The sequence below is a fragment of the Cellulomonas sp. plas2 genome, assembly GCF_057221735.1.
Window position 1 is genome coordinate 1947475 of the sequence record NZ_CM170155.1, and the last position, 21099, is coordinate 1968573.

The 21099-nt window shown below is 75.6% G+C and carries 20 protein-coding genes; 7 read left to right on the forward strand and 13 right to left on the reverse strand.

Annotated elements, in window-relative coordinates:
- The first annotated feature begins 42 nt into the window (after window positions 1-42).
- Both AC2TDM_RS08715 and lnt read left to right on the forward strand, forming a co-directional pair.
- Window positions 43-1683 (forward strand): amidohydrolase, encoded by a 1641-nt coding sequence (locus AC2TDM_RS08715; RefSeq protein ID WP_484634406.1) that lies wholly within the window; start codon window positions 43-45, stop codon window positions 1681-1683.
- A gap of 344 nt (window positions 1684-2027) precedes the next feature.
- Complete coding sequence (gene lnt / locus AC2TDM_RS08720; RefSeq protein WP_484634407.1) at window positions 2028-3590, forward strand: apolipoprotein N-acyltransferase; 1563 nt, start codon at window positions 2028-2030, stop codon at window positions 3588-3590.
- A gap of 103 nt (window positions 3591-3693) precedes the next feature.
- Here lnt and AC2TDM_RS08725 read toward each other — a convergent pair whose 3' ends face one another.
- From AC2TDM_RS08725 to AC2TDM_RS08740, 4 genes are all read right to left on the reverse strand, one after another.
- Window positions 3694-4038: an RNA polymerase-binding protein RbpA gene (locus AC2TDM_RS08725; protein WP_090030927.1), complete on the reverse strand. Its 345-nt coding sequence runs from the start codon at window positions 4036-4038 to the stop codon at window positions 3694-3696.
- A gap of 197 nt (window positions 4039-4235) precedes the next feature.
- Window positions 4236-4721, reverse strand: coding sequence for a heme-degrading domain-containing protein (locus tag AC2TDM_RS08730; RefSeq protein WP_484634408.1), 486 nt, complete (start codon window positions 4719-4721; stop codon window positions 4236-4238).
- A 146-nt stretch (window positions 4722-4867) separates the two neighbouring features.
- Window positions 4868-6019, reverse strand: a complete 1152-nt coding sequence (locus tag AC2TDM_RS08735) for a glutathione-independent formaldehyde dehydrogenase (RefSeq protein ID WP_484634409.1) — start codon at window positions 6017-6019, stop codon at window positions 4868-4870.
- Between the two features lie 111 nt (window positions 6020-6130).
- The gene (locus tag AC2TDM_RS08740; RefSeq protein ID WP_090030930.1) at window positions 6131-6739 is read right to left on the reverse strand and encodes a PH domain-containing protein; all 609 of its coding nucleotides are present in this window, start codon (window positions 6737-6739) and stop codon (window positions 6131-6133) included.
- On the opposite strand from AC2TDM_RS08740, the gene AC2TDM_RS08745 reads away from it, so the two are divergent.
- From AC2TDM_RS08745 to AC2TDM_RS08755, 3 genes are all read left to right on the forward strand, one after another.
- Window positions 6665-7084 (forward strand): GNAT family N-acetyltransferase, encoded by a 420-nt coding sequence (locus tag AC2TDM_RS08745; protein ID WP_425319168.1) that lies wholly within the window; start codon window positions 6665-6667, stop codon window positions 7082-7084. The two genes, AC2TDM_RS08740 and AC2TDM_RS08745, sit on opposite strands and share 75 nt — an antisense overlap.
- Window positions 7085-7213: 129 nt before the next feature.
- Window positions 7214-7804, forward strand: a complete 591-nt coding sequence (locus AC2TDM_RS08750) for a GAF domain-containing protein (RefSeq protein WP_090030931.1) — start codon at window positions 7214-7216, stop codon at window positions 7802-7804.
- A 145-nt stretch (window positions 7805-7949) separates the two neighbouring features.
- Window positions 7950-8486, forward strand: a complete 537-nt coding sequence (locus tag AC2TDM_RS08755; protein WP_484634410.1) for a septum formation family protein — start codon at window positions 7950-7952, stop codon at window positions 8484-8486.
- 45 nt (window positions 8487-8531) lie between these two features.
- Here AC2TDM_RS08755 and AC2TDM_RS08760 read toward each other — a convergent pair whose 3' ends face one another.
- Window positions 8532-9413 carry an aminoglycoside phosphotransferase family protein gene (locus tag AC2TDM_RS08760; protein ID WP_484634411.1) on the reverse strand — a complete coding sequence of 294 codons (882 nt, stop codon included), beginning with the start codon at window positions 9411-9413 and terminating at the stop codon, window positions 8532-8534.
- 149 nt (window positions 9414-9562) lie between these two features.
- On the opposite strand from AC2TDM_RS08760, the gene AC2TDM_RS08765 reads away from it, so the two are divergent.
- Entirely contained in the window at window positions 9563-12835 is a 3273-nt protein-coding gene (locus AC2TDM_RS08765) for an efflux RND transporter permease subunit (RefSeq protein WP_484634412.1), read from the forward strand.
- A gap of 80 nt (window positions 12836-12915) precedes the next feature.
- On the opposite strand, the gene AC2TDM_RS08770 is transcribed toward AC2TDM_RS08765, so the two are convergent.
- The 4 genes from AC2TDM_RS08770 to AC2TDM_RS08785 all read right to left on the reverse strand — a co-directional run bounded on the left by AC2TDM_RS08770 (window position 12916) and on the right by AC2TDM_RS08785 (window position 16941).
- Window positions 12916-13596: a hypothetical protein gene (locus AC2TDM_RS08770; protein WP_484634413.1), complete on the reverse strand. Its 681-nt coding sequence runs from the start codon at window positions 13594-13596 to the stop codon at window positions 12916-12918.
- On the reverse strand, window positions 13593-14075 hold the full coding sequence (locus AC2TDM_RS08775; protein WP_484634414.1) for a hypothetical protein: 483 nt from the start codon (window positions 14073-14075) through the stop codon (window positions 13593-13595). The genes AC2TDM_RS08770 and AC2TDM_RS08775 overlap by 4 nt, the downstream gene beginning before the upstream one ends.
- Window positions 14072-16573, reverse strand: a complete 2502-nt coding sequence (locus AC2TDM_RS08780; protein WP_484634415.1) for a molybdopterin oxidoreductase family protein — start codon at window positions 16571-16573, stop codon at window positions 14072-14074. Before AC2TDM_RS08780 ends, AC2TDM_RS08775 begins: the two co-directional genes overlap by 4 nt.
- 164 nt (window positions 16574-16737) lie before the next feature.
- Window positions 16738-16941, reverse strand: coding sequence for a hypothetical protein (locus AC2TDM_RS08785; RefSeq protein WP_484634416.1), 204 nt, complete (start codon window positions 16939-16941; stop codon window positions 16738-16740).
- A gap of 335 nt (window positions 16942-17276) precedes the next feature.
- On the opposite strand from AC2TDM_RS08785, the gene AC2TDM_RS08790 reads away from it, so the two are divergent.
- Entirely contained in the window at window positions 17277-18989 is a 1713-nt protein-coding gene (locus AC2TDM_RS08790) for an HNH endonuclease signature motif containing protein (RefSeq protein WP_484634417.1), read from the forward strand.
- 109 nt (window positions 18990-19098) lie between these two features.
- Here the strand turns inward: AC2TDM_RS08790 and AC2TDM_RS08795 are convergent, their stop codons facing one another.
- The 4 genes from AC2TDM_RS08795 to AC2TDM_RS08810 form a co-directional block, all read right to left on the reverse strand.
- Entirely contained in the window at window positions 19099-19500 is a 402-nt protein-coding gene (locus AC2TDM_RS08795) for a hypothetical protein (protein WP_090033855.1), read from the reverse strand.
- Between the two features lie 198 nt (window positions 19501-19698).
- Window positions 19699-20130 carry a VOC family protein gene (locus AC2TDM_RS08800; RefSeq protein WP_090033856.1) on the reverse strand — a complete coding sequence of 144 codons (432 nt, stop codon included), beginning with the start codon at window positions 20128-20130 and terminating at the stop codon, window positions 19699-19701.
- Window positions 20127-20267 carry a hypothetical protein gene (locus tag AC2TDM_RS08805; protein WP_175499553.1) on the reverse strand — a complete coding sequence of 47 codons (141 nt, stop codon included), beginning with the start codon at window positions 20265-20267 and terminating at the stop codon, window positions 20127-20129. The genes AC2TDM_RS08800 and AC2TDM_RS08805 overlap by 4 nt, the downstream gene beginning before the upstream one ends.
- A 96-nt stretch (window positions 20268-20363) precedes the next feature.
- Complete coding sequence (locus AC2TDM_RS08810) at window positions 20364-21029, reverse strand: MBL fold metallo-hydrolase (RefSeq protein ID WP_484634418.1); 666 nt, start codon at window positions 21027-21029, stop codon at window positions 20364-20366.
- Window positions 21030-21099: the final 70 nt, after the last annotated feature.

The window sequence follows — 21099 nt, forward strand, 5'->3', positions numbered from 1 at the left end:
GTCCCCGCGGTCGGCTCCCGGCGGACCTCCTAGGGTGACCGCGTGAGCGCCACCCTGTACCGCAACGGCACCGTCCACTCCTCGGCCGACCCCTTCGCCGAGGCCCTGCTCGAGGTCGACGGCGTGGTGGCGTGGGTGGGCGCCGACGACACGGCCGCCGGCATGGCGGCGTCCGCGGACAGCGTGGTCGACCTCGACGGCGCGCTGCTGACCGCGGCGTTCGTCGACGCGCACGTGCACGTCCTGGAGACGGCGCTGGCGGCCGAGGGCCTGGACCTGTCGGCCCGCGCCTGCCCGACGATGGCCGACGCGCTGGCCTCCGTCGCCGCGGCCCACGCCGCCCTGCCGCCGGACGCGGTGCTGCTGGGCAGCGGCTGGGACGAGCGCACGTGGCCCGAGGGCCGGCCGCCCACCGCCGCCGAGCTCGACGCCGCCGCCGGCGGCCGCCCGGTGTACCTCGCGCGGGTGGACGTCCACTCGGCCGTCGTCTCGACGACCTTGGCGACGACGAGCGGGGCGGACCGGCTGCCGGGCTGGCACCTCGACGGCCGCGTCGAGCTGGGCGCGCACCTCGCCGCCCGCACGGCGGCCCGGGCCGTCGACGCCGCACGCCGCGACCGGCTGTGCCGCGCCGCCCTCCGCGACGCCGCCGCCCACGGGATCGTCGCGGTGCACGAGCACAGCGCCCCCGGCGTCGACACCCGCGACGGCCTCGCCGCGCTGCTCGCCGCCACGGCGGACCCGGCCTCGGGCCTCCCGCTCGTCGTCGGGTACCGGGCCGAGCGCTGTCGGACGCCCGCGGAGGTGGCCGCCCTCGTCGAGGCCCTGCCCGGCCTGACCGGGGTCGGCGGGGACCTCAACGTCGACGGGTCGCTCGGCTCGCGCACCGCCGCCCTGCGCGAGCCCTACGTGGACCTGCCCCCGGGCGCCGCGCACCCGCGCGGGACGCTCCAGCTCACCGCCGACGAGGTCGCCGAGCACCTCGTCGCCACCACCCTGGCCGGCGTGCAGGCCGCCTTCCACGTCATCGGCGACGCCGGCGCCGACACGGTGCTCGCCGGCCTGCGGGCGGCCGCCGCTGAGGTCGGGGCGCCCGCCCTGGCGCGCCTGGGCCACCGGCTCGAGCACGCGGAGATGGTCGACGACGCGACCCTGGCCGCCCTGCTGCCGCTCGGGGTGCGGCTCAGCGTCCAGCCGGCCTTCGACGCCGTCTGGGGCGGGGACGCGGGCATGTACGCGGCTCGGCTCGGCGCGGGGCGCGCGGCGACGCTCAACCCGCTGGCCGCGTACGCCGCCGCCGGCGCACCGCTCGCGTTCGGGTCGGACAGCCCCGTCACGCCGTGGCGGCCCTGGGCCGGGGTCGCGGCGGCGCTGCACCACCACCGCCCGGAGCACCGGCTCTCGGCCCGGGCGGCGTTCCGCGCCCACACCCGCGGCGGGTGGCGGGCGGCCGGGGCCGACGCCGACGGGTCGGGGGAGCTGCGGGTGGGGTCGCCGGCGCACCTGGCCGTGTGGCAGGCCGAGGACCTGTCCGTGCAGACGGCTCCCGGGCGCTTCTCGTCGTGGGCGACGGACGCGCGCGCGGGGACCCCGCTCCTGCCCGCGCTCGAGCCCGACGACGCCGGCCCGCGCTGCCTGCGCACCGTCCGCGCCGGGCACGTCCTGCACGACGAGCTGGTCTGAGACCACGCCGGGGCGACACGCCACGCAGACACGCCGGGGCGGAAACCTGCTCGGCACGGGGCCGGCTGCACGCCCCTGACCAGGCGTTCTGTCCGTGAGCAGGACCTCCGGCCCCTTGACACCCCGGCTCACGCCGGTAGGTTCGGGGGCGGCTCGAGCGGCCGGTCCACGTGCCGGCCGCCCCGCGGGTCCACCGGCTCCGGCCTGGTCCGCGCACTCATCAGAGAACGGTCGTGGTCGACCGGTACGAAGGGTGCGCGGGCCGGCCGGTCGCCGGCCGGCTCCGGCCGGCACCCGCCGACTCCGCTCAGGGACCGCCCATCTCGGTGACGTACCCTCTGCCGGTGCCCGCGCCGACCCCTTCCCGCCGGGTCACGGTCCTGCTGGCCCTCGTCGGGGGCGTCCTGACGCGGCTCGCGTTCCCCGACCCCGGCTGGTGGGGGCTGGCACCCGTCGGCGTGGCGCTGCTGTGGTGGGCGCTGCGTCGTGACTCCGCGCGGTGGAACTGCCTCGTCGGGCTCCTGTGGGGCCTCACCTTCTTCCTCCCGCTCATCACCTGGGCCGACGACGCGGTCGGCCCCGTGCCCTGGGTGGCGCTCTCCGTGGCCGAGGCCGGGTTCGTCGGGCTGCTGGGCGCCGCGTGGAGCTGGGCGCGGCGCGGCGAGGCCGTGTGGCGCTCGGGCGGGCTCCAGGTGGTGGTGTTCGCGCTCCTGTGGGTCGCCGTGGAGGAGCTGCGGTCGGCGTGGCCGTTCGGCGGGTTCCCGTGGGGGAGGCTCGCGTTCTCGCAGGCGTCATCGCCGCTCGTCGCCTACGCCTCCTGGGCGGGCACGCCGCTCGTGTCCGGGGTGGTCGTCGCCGGGGGCGTGCTCCTGGGGCTCGTGGGGCTGCGGCTGCGGCGGGGGCAGCTGCTCCGGGCGCCCGTGGGGCTCGCGGTGGCGGCGGCGCTGCTCGCCGTCGGCTGGCAGATCCCGCTCGACGCCCGGGCGCAGGACGGCGAGCTGCGCGTGGGCGCCGTGCAGGGAAACGTCCCCGGCACGGGTCTCGCGGCCTTCGGACGTGCTCGGCAGGTGCTCGACAACCACCTGGCCGGGACGCGCGAGCTGGCGGAGCGCGCCGGCCGGGGCACGCTCGACGTCGTCCTGTGGCCGGAGAACGGCTCGGACATCGACCCGCAGGTCGACCTCCAGGCCGCGGCCGGCATCGACGCGGCCGCCCGAGCCCTCGACGCGCCGATCCTCGTCGGAGCGGTCGAGTACCCCGAGACGGGGGGGCGCTACAACGTCTCCCTCTTGTGGCAGCCCGGACAAGGCGTGACGGATCGCTACGCCAAGCAGCACCCCGCACCGTTCGCGGAGTACATCCCGTTACGCGAGCTGGTCCGCCCGTTCTCCTCGGCGGTCGACCTCGTCGTCAACGACATGCTGCCGGGCACGACGACCGGGGTCGTCGCCTTCGACTCACCTCGCCTGGGCCGGACCGTGCGGATGGCCGACGCCATCTGCTTCGAGGTTGCCTACGACGCCCTCGTGCGGGACGGCGTGCGAGCCGGCGGCGAGATCATCGTCGTCCCGACGAACAACGCGTCCTTCGGCTTCTCCGACGAGGCGGTGCAGCAGCTCGCCATGTCCCAGCTGCGTGCGGTGGAGCACGGCCGCGCGACCGTGCAGATCTCGACCGTGGGCGTCAGCGCCGTCATCCTGCCCGACGGCGTGATCACCCACCGCACCGGTCTGTTCACCACCGAGCAGCTCGTCGCGGACCTGCCGCTGCGCCAGTCGCTGACGTGGGCCACACGACTGGGCCCCTGGCCGGCGTGGGTGGTCGACGCCCTGGCGGTGCTGACGGTGCTCGCCGGCGCCGTCGGCGCACGTCGGACGCGACGCGCCGACCGCGTCGACGGCCTCTGAGCGGACACGCCGGGACCGGCCGGGATCAGCACAGGACGAGCCGGGGACGACGACGGGCGCCGGACCCGGAGGTCCGACGCCCGTCGTGAGGGAGAGGCGCTCATCAGGCCGAGCGGCGCAGCTTGCCCGACCGGAGCAGGTCGAGGCGCTCGTCGAGCAGCTCCTGCAGCTCACCGATGGTGCGGCGCTCGAGGAGCATGTCCCAGTGCGTGCGCGGCGGCTTGCCGGCCTTCGCCTCGGGCTTCACGCCGTCGCGCAGCAGCGCCTCGGCGCCGCAGCGGCACTCCCAGACCACCGGGACGTCGGCCTCGACCGAGAACGGCAGGATGATGGTGTGGCCGTTGGGGCAGTCGTAGAACGCCTGCGCCCGGGGGGCCAGGTCGACCCCCTCGTCGCTCTCCATGCTGTTGGATCCGATGCGCATGCCGCGCAGCGAGCGATTCGCCATGGGGACCTCCGTACCTCGACGCGTCTGTAGACGACTGTTCCAGATGACCCAACGGACGGCGACCGGACGGTGTTCCGGTGGCCCGTGAAGGTCGTGTGAAGCGCACAGGTGTGCCCGTGCGTGCAGAGCTGCTGTGACCGCTGGGGGTGCGGGCCGCGGTCCTGGCCCTCGTCGCGCCTGCGCCCGACGCCGTCCCGTCAGGCTCCGGCGAGGTGCTCCCGCAGCGCGGCGACGACGAACGCGTGGTCCTCGGCCTGGGGGAGCCCGGAGACGGTCACGACGCCGACGATGCCTGCGCCCTCGACGTGCACGGGGAACGCCCCGCCGTGCGCCGCGTATTCCGCGGTGGCCAGCCCCTGCTGCTCCAGCGATCCGCCGGACCGGGCCAGCCGTCGCCCGACGAGGTACGACGAGGCGCCGAAGCGCAGCACCGTGCGGACCTTGCGCTCCACCCACCGGTCGTTGTCGGGGACGGTGCCCGGACGCGCGGCGTGGAACTCCTGCTGCTCGCCGCGCCGGATGTCGATCGTCAGGGGCAGGTCCTGCTCCCGCGCCCGCTCGACGAGGAGCGACCCGAGCCGCCACGCGTCGTCGTGCGTGAAGGAGGTGAACCGCAGCTCCCGCTCCTGCGCCTCGACCTTCGCGATGGTGCGCGCGAGGTCGGCGTCGTCCGGGGTCGGCACCCGGGCATCCTGCCACGGACGGTGCCCGTGCCGCACCGCCGGCCCGCACCGTGGGGCCGCCGTCCGGGTGACCCGGCGGCGGCCCCGGGCGGCAGTCCCGGGCGATCGTGGGGACGGTCGTCGGGGGGCGGCAGGGACGGCGTGCGTCAGGAGGCGAGGGCCTCGGGGCGCAGCAGCACCTTCGTCCAGCCGTCCTCGCGCCGGTCGAAGCGGGCGTACCCCTCCGCGGCGTCGTCGAGGGGCAGCTCGTGGGACACGATGAAGCCGGGCGTCGCGCGGCCGGCGACGATGAGGTCGCGCAGCTGGCGGTTGTAGCGCATGACGGGCGCCTGGCCGGTGCCCATGCTCTGGCCCTTGGTGAAGAAGGTGCCGTAGTCGAAGCCGATGCGGCCCTGCTGGGCGGCCTCGGTCCGCGCGCCCGGGTCCTGCGGCATGTAGACCCCGACGACGCCGATGCCGCCGGTCGCGCGGACGACCGAGACGAGGTTGTCCAGGACGAGCTCGGGGTGCTCCTCGCCCGACGGGTCGTGCGCCTGGTACCCGACCGCCTCGACGCCGCGGTCGGTGCCGCGGCCCTGCGTGGCGTCCATGATCTGCTCGACGGGGTCGCCGGCCGAGAAGTCGACACCGATCGCGCCGATGCTCTCGGCCAGCCGCAGGCGGTCGGCCTGCTGGTCGACGACGAACACGCGTGCCGCGCCCTTGATCAGCGCGGAGTGCGCTGCCATGAGGCCGACGGGTCCGGCACCGAAGACGGCCACGTCGTCGCCCGGCACCACGCCCGCGAGCTCCGTGCCGTGCCAGCCGGTCGGGAAGATGTCGGACAGCATCGTGAAGTCGTTCTCGTGCTCGGTGCCCTCGGGCAGCGTCAGCAGGTTGACGTCCCCGAACGGGACGCGCAGGTACTCGGCCTGGCCGCCGTCGTACGGGCCCATGTTCGCGTAGCCGTAGGCGGCGCCGACCATGCCCTCGATCGGGTTGGTCCGCAGGCAGAAGGACGTCCAGCCGTGCAGGCAGTTGCGGCACGTGCCGCACGCGATGTTGAACGGCACGCTGACGCGGTCCCCGACCTTCACGCGCGAGACGGCGGGGCCGACCTCCACGACGACGCCCATGTTCTCGTGGCCGAGGACCTTGCCCTCCTCCACGGAGGTCCGCCCCTCGTACATGTGCAGGTCCGACCCGCAGATGTTCGTCGTCGTGATCTTCACGAGGACGTCCGTGGGGTCCTGGACGGTGGCGTCGGGGACGTCGGTGACCTCGACGTCGTTCGGTCCGCGGTAGACGACGGCTCGCATGGGTTCTCCTGGGGTGCTCAGGGCGAAGGGGGCACCCGCAGGGCACCCGGGTCGCGGCGTGTCGGTGCCTCCACTGTCACCCCGTCGGGCGACGGCCGCATCCCGGGCCGTTCACCCGTGCGAGGGATGGGGCTCCTGCTCGGGGCGCCGGCCGCCGGCGCCCGCCGAGCTCGTCCCGCCCGCCGGGCCCGTCCTGCCCGCCGCACGCGCCCGGTCGTCGAGCACCCGCTCGACGAGGAGCGCGTGCAGGTCCGGCACCGCGAGCCCGAGGGGCGGCAGCACGAGCGGCCTGGCGTCCCGGCGCTCGACGACCAGCCGCGTGCCGGCGGCCCGTCCGCCGGGTGCGTCGCCGTGCACGGCCGTGACGTCGCCCCACGGGCAGCGCCTCGTCCGCAGGGGGCCACGCAGCGCGAGGCCCTCGTCGTCCAGCACGAGGCGGCGACCCGGGCGCTGCCCCAGCGCCGCGACGGCCTGCAGCGCGGCCTGCACGAGGAGCCCGGCCTGCAGCACGCGCACGGCCCCGGGCACCGGCAACGCGAACAGCACGAGCGCGTACCCGCCCACGACCACGGCCGCGGTCCACCGGAACCAGCCCTCGACCTGACAGGTCTGACCGACCCCTCGGTGACCCTCTTCGCCGGGCGCGTGGGCGACGAGGTCGTCTGCGTCGGCGCCCTGCGCACCCTCGACGCCGACCACGTCGAGCTGAAGTCGATGCATACCGCCGCGGAGGCTCGCGGGCAGGGGTACGGCCGGGGCATGCTGACGCACCTGCTCGACGAGGCGGCGCGCCGCGGGGCACGGAGTTACGCCGATAATGTGCATTATGTCACCTGCTCGGTGGCTGGCCGTATAGCCGTGACGCCTTGGCACTTCCCCGGCGCCGGTGTCCGGCGGCTACCTGCAGGGTGTAGCAGGCAGCCGGCTCCTACGCGAGCGACTGACGGCGGAGCGGTCGACGCAGGCCGTGCGGGGGTGGAGTTCAGCAGATGTACGCAGACAACCGCACCCGCTTCGCGCCCGTCGAGGACGGCGCGACCTTCAGAGGGGACCCTGCGGCAGTGACGAACCCTCAGACGGTGACGGGACGACCACCGCTCACCCGGTAGGCGTACGGGTGGGCGCGCCTGCTCCGGATGGGCGGACCCGCCGTCGGACGGTCAAGACGTAGGACGAAAGGCCGTTGTGGCAGGGGTGAGCACCACCACCGCACCGCCGACCACCACATCGACCACCGCGCCGACGACCACGCCGGCCACCACGCCGACCCGGTCACCCGCGCCCTCGCGCCCCGACGACGAGGCGCGGCTCGCCGGCCTGGTACGGCTGGCCGCCCTCGTCGCCTGCGTGCCGACCGCGGTCGTCAACCTCTTCGTCGGCGAGTGGCAGTGCCCGGCGTTCGCGGCCGGGTTCACCCCGAGCGACACCGCGCTCGCGGAGTCGATGTGCTGGACGGCCACCGGGGAGGACGCGGGCCGCACGCTGCACCACGTGCCCGACGCCTCCCTCGACCCCCGGTTCGCGCGCAACCCCTGGGTGGACGGGCGCCGGGCCTCCGTGCGCTTCTACGCCTCGGTGCCGCTGCGCAGCGGCAACGGCCGGCTCGTCGGGACGCTCTGCGTGTTCGACGAGACGCCGGGCCACCTGGCGCCGCAGCAGCGCGCGGCGCTGCTCGACCTCGCGCTGAGCATCGGAGCGCTCGTCGAGCACCGGGAGTACGCGGCGCAGTGGGAGCGCCTCGGCGAGGAGGCGGACGCGGAGCGGGTCCTGGTGCCCCGCGGGTGAGGCGCATGCGGACCTCGGGCCGGACGGATGGGTCCGATCCGGCGGACGGGTGACATCCGGGCGATCCAGGCACCGGCGCGTCGGGCGGCGGCTAGCGTCCCGCCGTCGGCGACCGCCGGCCGTCCCTGCGCCGAGAGGTCCCGCCGTGCCCAGCTCCCTCGTCCGTCCGGTCGTGAGCCGCGCCCTGGTGGCGGGCACCGCCCTGACCGCCGTGACCCTGCTGGCCGGGTGCTCCGCGGTGCAGTCCCTCGTCGGCGGGGTGGAGCCGGAGCGCGACGAGGAGACCGGCGAGGTCATGGCGGCGGTCGAGGCGAACGCCTTCGCCCTGCGGGTGGGCGACTGCATCGACGCGGACGAGGAGTTCACCGAGGAGGTCCAGGACGTCGCCTCGGTGCCGACCGTGCCCTGCGACCAGGCGCACGACAGCGAGATCTACGCCGCCACCGAGATGACGGACGAGACGTACCCGGGTGACGAGGCGGTCGCCAGCGCCGCCGACGAGTTCTGCTACGGCGAGTTCGAGTCCTTCGTCGGGCTGCCGTACGAGGACTCGCTCCTGTACTTCTCGGCGATGTACCCGAGCCCGGAGAGCTGGGAGCTCGGGGACGACCGGGAGATCCTGTGCGTCGTCGTCGACGAGGCCGGCGGGCGCACCGCCACCATGGCGGACGCCGGCGTCTGACCGGCCCCGCGGCGCGGTTCCGCCACCGCGTCGGGACCGGCTCCCCTACACGCCGGCGAACAGCTCGTCGAGGACGTGCCGGGCGAGCTCGGCCTGCCCGGGCGGCGTGTTCGTCAGCATGATGAGCGCCTTCCACAGCGCCCAGCCGCGTCCCCGCGCCCACGTACCCTCGTCGAGCGCCAGCCCCTCGCGGTACGCCCGGCGCGCCGCGCCCTGCAGCCGGGTCCAGACGAGCACCGTGTCGCACGCCGGGTCCCCGACGCCGGAGCAGCCGAAGTCGACGACCGCCGCCAGCCGCCCGTCCCGCACGAGCAGGTTGTGGAACGACACGTCGCCGTGGAACCAGCGGGGCCGGACCGTGGACGGCGCGGCGAGCGCGTCGCGCCACAGGCCCGCCGCCCGGTCCCGCTCGCGTCCCTCCAGGCGGCCGAGGATGTCGCCCACCTCGTCGTCCCAGTGCTCCAGCGGTCCCCCGCGCCACGCGCTGTGCTCCCCGGGCGCGGGCGCGCCGTCCGTCGGTGCCTCCCCCAAGGCGACGAGGAACGCGGCCAGCTCCGTGGCCAGCGCGACGGGGTCGTCGGGCGGCGCGGCCACGGCCTGCTCCCCCGGCAGCCAGCCGTACACGGACCACGGCGCCCCGAACAGCGCGGACGGGCGTCCGACCCCGTGCACCGCCGGCACCGGCAGCGGCAGCAACGACCCCAGGACCGGCAGCCACGCCTGCTCCTTGGCCACCTGCGGCACGTACCAAAAGGCGCTCGGCAGCCGGACGCTCAGGTCCTCCCCCAGCCGGAAGGTGCGGTGGTCGTTGCCGCCGGGCACGACGGGTCGCACGGGCAGCGACGCCCACGCCGGGAACTGCTCGCGCAGCAGCGCCCGCACCAGGGCGGCGTCGATGCGCCGCGCGTCCACGGTGTCGATGCCCACCGCGACGACGCTACAGCGGGCCGGCGCCGGACTCAGGCCCTCCGCCCCTGAGAGCCGCTCACAGGCGGCCTCGGGCGCCATCGTCCGGGCACTAGCCTCAGCAGCGCGCGGCCGGTGCCGTCCCGGTCGGCACAGCAGACGGAGGACCCGTGCAGCTCCTGGCCCGCCTCTCCCTCGGCCGTCGCGCCCTGACCGCGCTGGTGACGGTCGCGATCGCGGTCCTCGGGGTGGTGAGCCTGGGGTCGCTCAAGCAGGAGCTCATCCCGTCGGTGACGCTGCCCGCCGCGGCCGTCGTCGCCACGTACCCCGGCTCGTCGCCCGACGTCGTCGAGGACCAGGTCACGGCCGTGCTCGAGGGGGCGGCGCGCGGCATCAGCGGCGTCGAGCAGGTGACGTCCACCTCGTCGACGAACCTGTCGGTCACCACCGTCACGTTCGTCTACGGCACCGACATCGGCGCCGCCCGCCAGGAGCTGCAGACCGGCATCGACAACGTCAGCGGGTTCCTGCCCGAGGACGTCGAGGCGCAGGTGCTCACCGGCAGCATCGACGACCTGCCGGTGGTGCAGCTCGCCGCGGCGGGGGCCGGCGGCGGGCCGGCGCTCACCGACGCCGTGGACACGGTCCTGGTGCCGGAGCTCGAGCAGCTGCCCGGCGTGCGGACGGTGGCCGTGACGGGCCAGGCCGAGCGGCAGGTCGTCCTCGACGTCGACCTCGCCGCGGTCGTCGCCGCCGGGCTCACGCCGGACGCGGTGACGGGCGTGCTCGAGCAGAACGGCCTGCGCCTGCCCGCCGGCGCCCTCACCGAGGGCGACCAGACCCTGTCCGTGCAGGCCGGCTCGGCCGTCACGAGCCTCGACGAGCTGCGCGCGCTCCCCCTGCTGCCGGGGGCGGGCGGGGGCGCCGGCGCGGGTACGCCCGTGCCGCTGGGGGACGTCGCTACCGTCGTCGACGAGGAGGCCGCCGCCACCTCCATCGCCCGGCTCGACGGCGACCCCTCGCTCGGGGTGGCGATCACCAAGACCCCGGACGCCAACACCGTCGAGGTGTCCGACGCCGTCGCGGACGTGCTCGCCGACCTCGAGGAGGGGCTGGCCGCGCAGGACGTGCGCGTCGCCGTCGTCTTCGACCAGGCGCCGTTCATCACCGAGTCCATCGAGGGGCTGGCCACCGAGGGCCTGCTCGGGCTGGTCTTCGCGGTCGTCGTGATCCTGCTGTTCCTGGCCTCGCTGCGCTCGACGCTGGTGTCCGCGGTGTCGATCCCGCTGTCGCTGCTGGTGGCGTTCACGATCATGAACGTCACGGGGTACACGCTGAACCTGCTGACGCTGGCGGCACTGACAATCGCGATCGGCCGGGTCGTCGACGACGCCATCGTCGTCATCGAGAACATCAAGCGGCACCTGTCCTACGGCGAGGCGCGGCTGCCGGCGATCCTCACCGCGGTGCGCGAGGTGGGTGGCGCCATCACCGCCTCGACGCTGGCGACGGTCGCGGTGTTCCTGCCGATCGCGCTCGTCGGCGGGCTCGTCGGCGAGCTGTTCCGGCCCTTCGCCGTGACGGTGGCCATCGCCATGGGCGCCTCGCTCCTCGTCGCCCTCACCATCGTGCCTGTCCTGGCCTTCTGGTTCGTCCGGGCTCCCGAGAGCGTCGACCCCGAGGAGGCCGCCCGCGTCCGCGCGCAGGCCGAGGCCGCCGAGCGCCGCGGCGTGTGGCAGCGCGGCTACCTGCCCCTGCTCGCCGCGGCGCTGCGCCGGCCCGTCGTCACGCTGCTCGTGTCGGTGGGGGTCCTCGGCGGGACGGTCGCGCTCGTGCCGCTGCTCGAGACGAACCTGCTCGGCGACTCCGGGCAGGACACGCTCACGGTGACGCAGTCCTTCGAGCCCGGCACGTCGCTGGCGGCACAGGACGCGGCCGCGCAGGAGGTGGAGGCGGCGCTGGCGGGCACGGAGGGCGTCACGACGATCCAGACGTCGATCGGCACCGACCCCACCACGGCCGCGTTCACCGGGGGCGGGGGCACGCAGGCCACGTTCGCCCTCACGCTCGACGAGGACGCCGACGGCGTGGCGGTGCAGGGCGCGGTCCGGGACGCCGTGGCGGACCTCGTCCAGGCGCCGGCGACGGCGATCGACGTGAGCGGCGGCGCCGCCGCGTTCGGCAGCTCGACGGTCGACCTCGTCGTGACCGCCGACGACCTCGAGGTGCTCACCGACGTCGCGGCCCAGGTCGAGGACGCCGTCGCGGGCACGGAGGGCGCCGCCGAGATCACGAACAACCTCAGCCAGGCGCAGCAGGTGCTGCAGGTGCAGGTCGACCGGGACGCCGCCGCCGCGCTCGGCCTGACGGAGACGGCGGTCGCCGGGACCGTGGCCGGCGTCATGTCGCCGCAGCAGGTCGGCACCGTCGACCTCGGCGAGGGCCCGGTCCCGGTGCTGGCGGCGCTGGGCACGGCCCCGGCCACCGCCGACGAGCTCGCTGCGCTGCCGGTGGGCAGCGGCCCCGGCGGCACGCCGGTGCTGCTCGGCCAGGTCGCGCAGGTCGCGGCCGTCGACACACCGGCGAGCATCACGCGCGTCGACGGCCGGCGCAGCGCCACCGTGGCGGTCACGCCCGCCGGCGACGACGTCGGGTCCCTGACCTCCGCCCTGACCGCCGCGGTCGAGGACCTGGACCTGCCGGCCGGTGCCGACGTCACGGTGGGCGGCGTCGCGGCCGACCAGTCCGACGCGTTCTCCGACCTCGGCCTCGCGCTGGTCCTGGCCGTGGCGATCGTCTACATCGTCATGGTGGCGACCTTCAACAGCCTGGCGCAGCCGCTCATCCTGCTCGTGTCGGTGCCGTTCGCCGCGACGGGCGCCCTCGTCGCGCTGCTCGTGACGGGGACGCCGCTGGGGGTTCCCGCGCTCATCGGGCTGCTCATGCTCGTCGGCGTCGTCGTGTCCAACGCGATCGTCCTCATCGACCTCGTCAACCAGTACCGCGACCGCGGCCGCCCGCTCGACGAGGCCGTCACCGAGGGCGCGCGCAAGCGCCTGCGGCCCATCGTCATGACGGCGGCGGCGACGATCTTCGCGCTGCTGCCGATGGCGCTGGGCATCACGGGCGGCGGCGCGTTCATCTCCCGGCCGCTGGCGCTCGTCGTCATCGGCGGGCTCGTCAGCTCCACGCTGCTGACGCTCGTCGTCGTGCCGGTGCTCTACACGCTGCAGCAGCGCGGGATCGAGCGGCGGGCGGAGCGCCGCCGTGCCCGTCGCGCTGCGCGCGGGGACGACGGCGGCGCGGGAGACGGCTCCGCGGGGACCGAGGGCAGCGCCGACGCCGCGGGTGCGCCCGGGCCCGACGAGGACGCCGACCGCCGGGCACGCCGGGGACGGCACGCCGCACCGGGCAGCACGGAGGGCGCGCCGTGGCCGGCCTGACCGCCCTCCCCCAGAGCTGCCCCCTCCGAGCTGCCCCCTCGGAGCTGACCCCTCGGAGCTGATCCCTCGGAGCTGCCCCCTCAGAGCTGCCGGCGCACGCCGGCCTCGTGCGCGAGCGACCCCAGCTCCTCGTCGAGGGAGCCGGTCATGACGTCCGCGCCGGCGCCCCGCCGCAGCACGGGCAGCACGGTCCGGTGGTGGGCGTCCTCGAGCTCGAAGGCCACGGCCGCGTAGAGCGCGACGACGGCCAGCACGAGCCCGACGACGCCCGCCGCGGTCAACCAGCCGGGGTCGCCGGTCAGCTGCGCGACGCCCGTCACCGCGAACCGCACCGCCGCCAGGCCCATGACGGCCGCGGCGACGAGCTTCGTCGTCGCCGCCGCCACCGGCACGAGCATCGCGGCCGCCGCCGCGAGCAGCAGCACGCCCAGCCCCGGGCTCGTCGCCCCGGGCGGGGAGGTGAGCGTCGCCAGCGCCACCGCGCCCCAGGTGCCGGCGAGCACCCCCATGCCCGTCCCGGCGACGGGGTCGCGCGCGAGGAACCCCAGGACGCAGGCGACGAACTGCGTCGGCACGGTCGCCGCGAGGACGCCCAGCGCCACCGCGCGGCCCTGGTCCGCCGGGACCCAGCCGAGCTGCAGGGCGGCGAAGCCCGTCGTCGCCACGAGGAGACCGAGGAACCCGAGCGGGAGCGGCGTGCCCAGCGGGCGGACGACGACGCGGGCGGCGGGGGCTGGGCCAGGGCCGGCGGGGCCGGTCACGAGACCAGGACCTGGGTCGCGGACTCCTTGAGCTTGGCGTTGGCCCACCGCGCCTGGCGCAGGTTCTCCGGGTGGCAGTGCTGGGTGAGGTCGAGCAGGTCGTGGTGGCGGATGCCCTGGGCGGCCTGCGCGAGCAGCTCCCAGTCGACGGAGACGCCCTGCGCCATGGTGTAGACCGTCCGCAGGTCGCGCAGGAGCGCCATGCCGGGCGGCGCGCTCCGGCCGAGCGCGTCGCTGACCCGCTCCCGCACGCGCATGGCGGTGCCGCTCTCCCCCACCGCGTCCGGGTCGAGGTCCTCGCCGTAGCGGCCGGCGATCTCCGCGATGCGACGTACGTGGTCCGCAGACCACCCCGCCAGGTCGCGGGCCAGGTGGTACACCTCGTGGTCGACGGCGTGCCGCTCGGAGAGGTGGAGCAGCTCGTCGGCCAGCTCCGTCTCGTCGCGGTGCAGCTCGCGCAGCGCCAGACCGATCCTCATCGCGCACCTCCGTCGGACGGCAGGTCGTCGGTGGGCAGATCGTCGGACGGCAGCAGCTCGTCGGACATCGATGCCTCACCCCCGCGGGTGGGCGGGACGGACGCCGCGCCCGTGCCGACCGGGGCCGAACCCGTCGTCGTCGGCGCGGGCGAGGGCGTGCCGTCCGAGGCGGCCAGCCGCCGCAGGCGGGCGGCCGCGGTCTTGAACACCGGCTGCTTGGAGCACGGGTCCCAGTCGGTCAGCGTGAGCTCGTTGGCGGCGCGGGAGTGGCCGTCGGGCGCGTGCCCACCCGGCATGTCCCAGTAGCCGTAGTGGAAGGGCAGGAACAGGACGCCGGGGCGGATCCCGCTGATGCGCACCCGGCCCTCGACGCGCCCGCGCGGCGTCGTCACCTCCGCCAGGTCGCCCTCGGCGAGCCCGTGGGTCCCGGCGTCGTGCTGCGAGACCTCCACCCACACGTCGGGTGCCGCGTCGTGGAGCTGCCGCGCCCGGCCCGTCCGGGTGCGCGTGTGGAAGTGGTAGAGCGTGCGCCCGGTGACGAGCTGCAGCGGGAACCTCTCGCTCGGCAGCTCGTGGGGCGGGACGTAGCGCGCGGCCTTGAGCACCGCCCTGCCCTGCGGGTTCATCGCGCGGTACTCGGTCTCCTCCAGGGGCGCACCGGTGATGAGGTCTCGGCCGTAGCTCTCCGCGACGTCGGGCGCGGCGAAGAAGCGCCCGCCCTCGTACAGGCGCTCGGTGCCCTCCGGGTGCTCCTCGTCGCACGGCCACTGGATGCCGCTGCCGCCGCGGAGCTTGTCGTAGGTGAGCGCCGTGTAGTCGCAGGGGCGGCCGCGGCTGCACTCCTTCCACACCGCGAAGGCCGACTCCGGGTCGTGCCAGTGCACCAGCGGGCCGCCGTCCTTGTCGCGGAACCCCATGCGGCGGGCGAAGTCGAGGAAGATGTCGAGGTCGGGACGGGCCTGCCCCGGTGGCTCCACGGCCTTCTCGGACAGGTGCACCGTGCGGTCGACGTTCGTGAAGGTCCCCGTCTTCTCGCCCGTCGTCGCCGCCGGCAGCACGAGGTCCGCGACCTGCGCCGTCTCGGACAGGAAGATGTCCTGCACGACGAGGAACACGCGCTCCTGCGTGAGCACCGACCGGATGCGGTTCAGCTCCGGCAGGGACACCAGCGGGTTGGTGCCCTGCACCCAGAGCATGCGCATCGAGCCGTCCTCGAGGTAGCGCATCATCTGCATCGCGTGCGTCGGCGGGGACCAGTGCGGGATGGCGTCCGGCTCGACGTTCCACACGCGCGCGAGGTCGGCCACGTGCGCGGCGTTCGACCAGTTCCGGAAGCCGGCCAGGTCCCCGTCGGCGCCGCACTCCCGGGTGTTCTCGGCGCTGGGCTGGCCGTTCATCTGCAGCAGCCCGCGCCCGGGCGCCCCGAGCATGCCCCGCACGAGGTGCAGGTTGTTGACCTGGACGGCCGAGGCCGTGCCCTGGTGCGACTGGTAGAAGCCCTGCAGCACGGTCGACAGCAGCCGGTCGGCCGTCCCGACGAGCCGCGCCGCCGCCCGCAGGTCCTCCTCGGGCACGTCGCAGATGCGCGCGACCACCTCCGGCGTGTACTCGCGCACCTGGCGCTCGAGCTCGGAGAACCCGACGGTGTGCGCGGCGACGTAGTCCTCGTCGACCCAGCCGTGCGCGATCACCTCGTGCAGCAGCCCGTTCATGAGCGCGACGTTCGTGCCCGGGCGCGGGGCCAGGTGCACCGTCGCGGCGCGGGCCACCGGCGTGAGGCGCGGGTCGACGCACAGGACGCGGGGCGGACGGGGGCCGGCGAGCCGGTCGAGGATCCGCGTCCACAGGACCGTCTGCGTCTCCGCCATGTTGTGCCCGAACAGGGCGACGACGTCGGCGTGGTCGACGTCCGTGTAGGACCCGGGCTGGCCGTCGCAGCCGAAGGACTCCTTGAGTGCGGCCGCCGCCGTCGCGGTGCACAGACGCGTGTTGCCGTCGACGTGGTTGGTGCCGATGCCCGCGTGGGCCATGACCGCGAGCGTGTAGTACTCCTCGAGGAAGAGCTGGCCCGTGGTGTAGAAGCCGACCGCGCTGGCCCCGCGCTCGGCCAGGAGCTCCTGCGTGCGCCCGACGAGGAGCTCCATCGCCTCGTCCCACGTCGTCTCGACGAGGCGGCCGTCCCGGCGGACGAGGGGCTGCGTCAGCCGGTCGGGCGACCCGACGGACTGCCAGCCGAAGAGGTCCTTCGGTCCCAGCCGGCCGTGGTTGACGCGGTCCTGCGCGCGCCCCCGGACGCCGACGAGCCGCCCGTCCTTGACGGCCAGGTCGAGGCCGTCGCCGTTGCTGTGCAGGGTCGACGCGCTCTGCACCCAGCGGTCGACGTCCGCCTCGGTCAGCCCCTCCTCGAGGTGCTGGTCGACCCGGACGGGCCACCGCTCCCCCGGGCCGTACGGCGTCCGCGTCCCCCACGGCTCGGCGATGCGGTCGGTCCTCGCCATGCGGCTCCCCTCGGCGGCGTCGGCCCCCGCGCCCGCGCGGCGACAGGTGCCAGACAAGACCCGGAAGGTGAGGGCTGCAAGCGGAGGAGAGGCCCGTCGGACCGCGAGCCGAGGCGGAGCGCCCTGTCGCATCGTCGGCCGGAGCGCCGTCGGCCGGAGCGACGTCAGCCGGACCGTCGTCGGCGGACGGACCACACCGCCAGCACGACCCCAGTCAGGGCCACCAGCAGCCCCAGCCCGCCGAGCCCCGGCGAGTCGTCGGCCTGCCCGGCCACGAGCGCGGCGGCGCCGACGAGCGCGGCGAGCACGGCACCGACGACCGGTCCGACGAGGGAGCGGCCGCGAGGCTCTGCCGAGGGGCGGGTCATGGGGCCATCCTGCGTCATCCGCCCTCCCTCCGGCTGAGTCGACGTCACCGGCGCCGTGCCGCCTCAGAAGCACACGGGGGGCGGTCGGATCCGGATGGGACGCGCCGCAGGGGGTGGACGACCGGCGCCCCATCGAGCACGGTGCTGTGCCCACTTGCGTGCTGCCCTCCCGCCCGAAGCCGCGTGTCAGTGGTCGGTGGTGGGATGGGCCCATGGCCGACCGGGGTACGTCCGCGCAGGTGGGACGCTCGCAGCGAGCGGGCTCGTCGCACGGTGCGTCGAGGCCAGGGGCGCCGACGCCCGTTGCACCGACAGCGGCGGCACCACCAGCAGAGGTGCTGTCGTTCGCCGAGCGTCTCGTCGCCGCTGACGCCTCGCGGTCGCAGGGCCAGCCGTGGTGGACCTCGCCGCTGCATCCCGCGGTCCTGGAGCTGCCGGCCGGTCGGGCGTGGCCGGCGTTGCCCGACGAGGCGCCCGGCGCGCGGGAGGTGTCCGTGCAGGACGTGCTCTCCCTCCTGCCCGGCCGCGCCCACACCATGGGCACGGGCGGATCGCGGGCCGTCCTGGGGCCGGAGGTCCCGGCCGCGCTGCTGCAGCTGGGTGTGCCCGTAGAGGTGGTCAAGCGTGTGCCTGGTGCGCGGGCGCGCCTGGAGGCGCAGGCCGAGTCGGTGCTGACCGCGCTGGAGAACGTCGAGCGGATGTGGCGCTCGGTGTCCGCCGCCCGGGCCGAGCTGATCGCGCAGGCCTTCGCCTGGCAGATGCTGCAGGGCCGCCTGGTCGAGGGGTCCCTGGCCGACGACGGCATGATGCACCGGCGCATCGCGCTGACCGAGATCGCCGGGGTCCTGGGCGTGTCCGAGCAGGGCGTGGCCGGGCTGGTCCCCGACGCGGTGGCCATGACGTTCGACCGCCCGATCCTGGCCGCCGCCGCCCACGAGGGCACCCTGTCGCAGGCGCACGTGCAGGTCCTGCTCGAGCACACCAGGGACCTGCCCTCCGAAGCCCAGCAGGACGCCGACCGGGCCCTGGTCCCCCGTGCTGCCGGGACCAACCGGGCCCGGTTCGGCGCCGCGGTACGACGCTGGCGCGAACGGCACCACCCCCGCCCGATCCAGGAACGCCACGAGCAGGCCCGCGCCGACCGGCACGTGCAGCTGTGCCCGGCCCCCGACGGCATGGCCTGGCTGAGCGCGTACCTGCCCGCGGTCCAGGCCCACACCATCTACACCGGCCTGGACACCGCCGCCCGCGCCGTCGCCGGCCCCGCCGCCAGGCGCGAGGCCTTCACCCTGGACCAGCTGCGCGCCGACGCCCTCGTCGACCGGCTCCTGTCACGGGTCCCCGCCCAGCCCGAACCCGACGAGGACACCCCCTCAGCCGCGGGGGTGCCGCGGTTCCCGTGGCCGCAGGTGCAGGTGCAGGTCGTGCTCACCGTGCCCGCCGCCACCGCCCTGGGCGGGTCCGCGCCCGGCCACCTGGTCGGGTACGGCGACCTCGACGCCGTCACCACCCGCCAGCTCCTGGCCGGCGCGACGTGCTTGACCCGCGTCCTGACCGACCCGGTCACCGGGGACGTGCGCGCGGTGGACGGCACGTCCTACCGGCCCCCGGCAGCCCTGCGACGGTTCCTGCAGGCCCGCGACGGCACCTGCCGCTTCCCCGGCTGCGGACGCGTCGTGACCGGGTGCGACAACGACCACGTCCAGGACTGGGCCCGCCGCGGCCCCACCACCGCCGGCAACCTGCTGAACCTGTGCCGCCACCACCACCGCCTCAAGCACCTCGGCGGCTGGTCGGCCACCCTGCACCCCGACGGCCGCGCCACCTGGCGCTCACCCCGAGCACGCACCTACACCACCGAACCAGCCTGGACACCACCACCGACCCCACCACCCACCCCGGCGGGCACCACGAGCAGCACCCGGACGGCCGGATCAGACTTCCGGGACGGGGAGACGTCGGCGGACGGATCAGACGCGCTTGCACCCCTGCCGGGACGGGGCCTGCCGTCGTCCCTGCCCGGGCCGGACGACCCACCGCCCTTCTGACCAGCACCGCCACCGTGCCGCCGCCAGGCCCCCGGGACGTCCCGCCATGCCCTCTGGGTGTCACGGTGCTCGCGGCTTCACCCCCACGAGAGGGACCGCGGTGACGCGGTCAGCCGGCGACGCGGACGCGTGCAGCCGGGCGGAGCGCGACGAGGTGGTCGTGCGCGGCCCGCGCGGCCGCGAGGACCGCCTCGCGCTGGGCGGGCGTGAAGCCGCGGCGGGGCGTCGCCGCCGCGAGCACGGCCGTCACGAGTCCGTCGACCCGTACGGCCGCGACCACGACGTCCGGCCGCAGCGGACCCGTAGCCCGGCCGTGCAGGACGTCCTCCGCGGTGTCGAGCAGCCCCGAGCCGGCGGCGTGCACCGGGCCCCACAGATGGGCGGCGTCGAGACCCGTGGCGCCCCCGGCGACCACGAGGACCGCGGAGGCCGCCTCGGCCGCGAGAGCCGCCTGCCGAGGCAGGTCGGCGAGCTGGCGGTGACGTCGGGCGGCGGTGTCCTGGTCGAGCACGATGACCTCCTACGGGACGGGATGCTCTCCCCGGCCGATCGGCCCTCCGGGTGAGGTCCTGAGGCGTCCGGTGTGAGGTGTGCCGCTTGTCCTCAGGCCCGAGCCGGCGCCCTGCAGCAGTCGCGCCGCGGCCCGGACCGACCGGGGGGCAGCGCGCACACGGGCTGCACCCCTCGTTACAGCACCGCGGCGGGGTCCTCAGGCGACGAAGACGCAGAACGGGTGGCCCGCCGGATCCGCCAGGACGAACAGGGGCTCTTCGGGGTCGTCCGACCGGTCGTGCAGCTCGCGGGCGCCCAGGGCGAGAGCTCGGCGGCGGACCTCCAGCAGATCGGCGACCGACCCCACGGCGGTGTCCAGGTGCAGCATCTGCGGCACACCCGGCTCGGGCCACGTCGACCGCGGCTGCTCGTCGACCTGCTGGAACGCCAGGCGCACGTCGCCGTCGCCCTGCAGCACGAGCCAGTCCTGGTCGGGCCGGCCGTCCGTCGGCGGCTCGTCACCCTCCCGGTAGGTCAGCCCGAGCAGTACCCGGTAGAACTCCGCCAGCCCGCGGACGTCCGTCGTGTCCAGCACCACGGACACGAGACGGGGGACGACGGCGACCGCGTCGCCCCCCGGTGTGGTCATCCCTGCCCGCCGTGCCCGGCGGGGTCGGGCGTCGCGCGCAGGGCGTCGGCGACCTCCTCCTCCGGGCGCGGGGCCACGGTCTCGTCGTCCTCCAGCAGCGGGACCTCCGCGGTCCCGGGCGGCAGGCTCTCGGTCATCGGCCCTTCCTCTCCTCGTCGTACCGGTCGTGCTGTCGGCTCGTGGGTGTCGCGCCGGCGCACCCGTGTGGGCTGACGCGTCGTGCGGCACCGGTGTCACAGGTCCGTGGACTCGCCCATCTCCAGCACCACGGGCTCGCCCGCGCCGCCGAGGTTCGTCAGCAGGGTCGACGCGAGCTGGCGGCCGGCGCCGCTGAGGACGGCCTCGTGGATCGGCACGACGCGCCGCGGCGCGACCGAGCGCACCCAGTCGATCGTGTCGGCCAGCTTGAGCCAGGGCGCGCCGACCGGCACGAGCAGCGTGTCGACCGTGACCCCCTCGGGCGCCGCGACGAAGGCGTCCCCGGGGTGCAGGACCGTCCTCCCCTCCACCTCCAGGAGGAACCCGACGTTCGCGATCCCCGGGATGTCGGGGTGGATCACCGCGTGGTCGCCGCCCACGGCGGTGAAGGTGCCCCCCGCGAGGTCCAGCCGGTCGCCGGGCGACACGGCGTGCGCCCGCTCGGCGGGCAGGCCGGCCTCGACGAGCGCGTCCACGACCGCCTGCGGGGCGTGCACCTCGGTCGACGACCCGAGCCCCGCGAGGTGCGCGACGAGGTCCGCCGGCACGACGTGGTCCTGGTGCTCGTGCGTCACGAGAACCGCGACGGCCCCGGGCAACGAGCGGTCGAGGTCCGAGAACGCGCCGGGATCGACGACGACGGCGCCCCCGGGCAGCTCGAACCGGACGCAGGAGTGTCCCCAGTGGGTGAGTGTGCTCATGGGGGTCAGCATGCCGCGAGGCCCTGAGGACGGCACGCGCAGGCGCACCGCTCGCCGCAGGCGTCGGTGG